Source organism: Streptomyces sp. NPDC002130 (assembly GCF_040296465.1).
GTDB lineage: Bacteria > Actinomycetota > Actinomycetes > Streptomycetales > Streptomycetaceae > Streptomyces.
Genome location: NZ_JBEOXI010001192.1, coordinates 1 through 1,085 on the forward strand (window position 1 = coordinate 1; position 1,085 = coordinate 1,085).

Genomic DNA, 1,085 nt, shown 5'->3' on the forward strand with positions numbered 1-1,085 from the left:
GCAGGGTGAAGGTGATGCGGACTTCGGGGACGACGACCAGGCCCTTGTCGGAGCCGGCGACCACGGCCTGGATGCCCCGCCCGGCCGGTCCCACGCGCCCGATCAATCCGGCACCAGCCCCAGAACGTGCTCGTACCGGCTGCCGGTGACGCCCTTCAGCCCCGGATACGTCCGCACCCGCTCCCAGGAGTTGGTCGACGGCGCCGCCAGGGCCTCCTCGTAAGCCCCGGCACTTTCCCACTCCGCGTAGTTCAGTACATGCCCACCATCCGTACTGAGGTGGAAGTGCGCGGACACCAGCCCGGCATGCCCCTGCGGATCGCCGTCCACGGCCTTCAGCACAAGGTCGACCCATTCCTCCCGGCGCTCCTCGGCCGCACTCTCGAAGTCGACCCGCACGGTCACGATCAGGCCCGGCACCCGCGTCTCCCCCACAGCGCGCTCACGGCTCCGGTAGCGCCGGTACCGCCCGAGCCAGACCCGCTCGATCCCCGGCACGGCGGTGTCGATCTCGTCGACGCGCTCCTGCCGGTGAGTTGCGACGAAGGACTCGTAGGCCTGCTCGCCGGTCCACTGCGAGTAGTGCATCAGCGTGGACCCGTCCTGCTCCGCGTACACGTGATATCCCAGCAGATCCCTGGTCGGCCAGGGCCGCCGCTCCCAAGTCCGCCCGATCACCTCCGCGGTCTGCCGCTGCCGCTCGGGGGTTCCCACCCGCCAGGTGCTGAAGAAGGGAGCACCGATGCGAGGGTCGGCGAGGTCGGGGTGCTGCTCGGTTCGACGGCTCATGAACACTCCAGTCGTAGCGCCGGTCGCGAACAAACCCCACTCTTCAACCTCGACCAAGCTTGAGGTCAAGCGGGTGTGCGACGAGGCGTCACCGCTGGAGCCGAGTGGGTCCGCGGCGTAGCGGAGTGCCGCCGCGCCCACCCGTGCCGCCCCAGGCGGCACGCATGCCCGCAGCTGGGCGAGCCACGAGCCGCCCGCACCCGCGTACGGCCAGAAGGGGCCGTGTCGGGGGGTGTCCGCCCGCAGCGGTTGGCGCGTCAACGAACAGTCAGTCGGCGTCAGACCCCATCGCGCCG

General features: G+C 70.6%; 1 protein-coding gene. It reads right to left on the minus strand.

The window, feature by feature from the left end; translation table 11 throughout:
• Positions 1-102: 102 nt before the first annotated feature.
• Positions 103-789 carry an antibiotic biosynthesis monooxygenase gene (locus ABT116_RS49570; protein WP_351648289.1) on the minus strand — a complete coding sequence of 229 codons (687 nt, stop codon included), beginning with the start codon at positions 787-789 and terminating at the stop codon, positions 103-105.
• Positions 790-1,085: the final 296 nt, after the last annotated feature.

Coding starts and splice junctions, on each gene's coding strand:
- ABT116_RS49570 (WP_351648289.1), bottom strand. CDS start 789: ATGAGCCGTCGAACCGAGCAGCACCCCGACCTCGCCGACCCTCGCATC.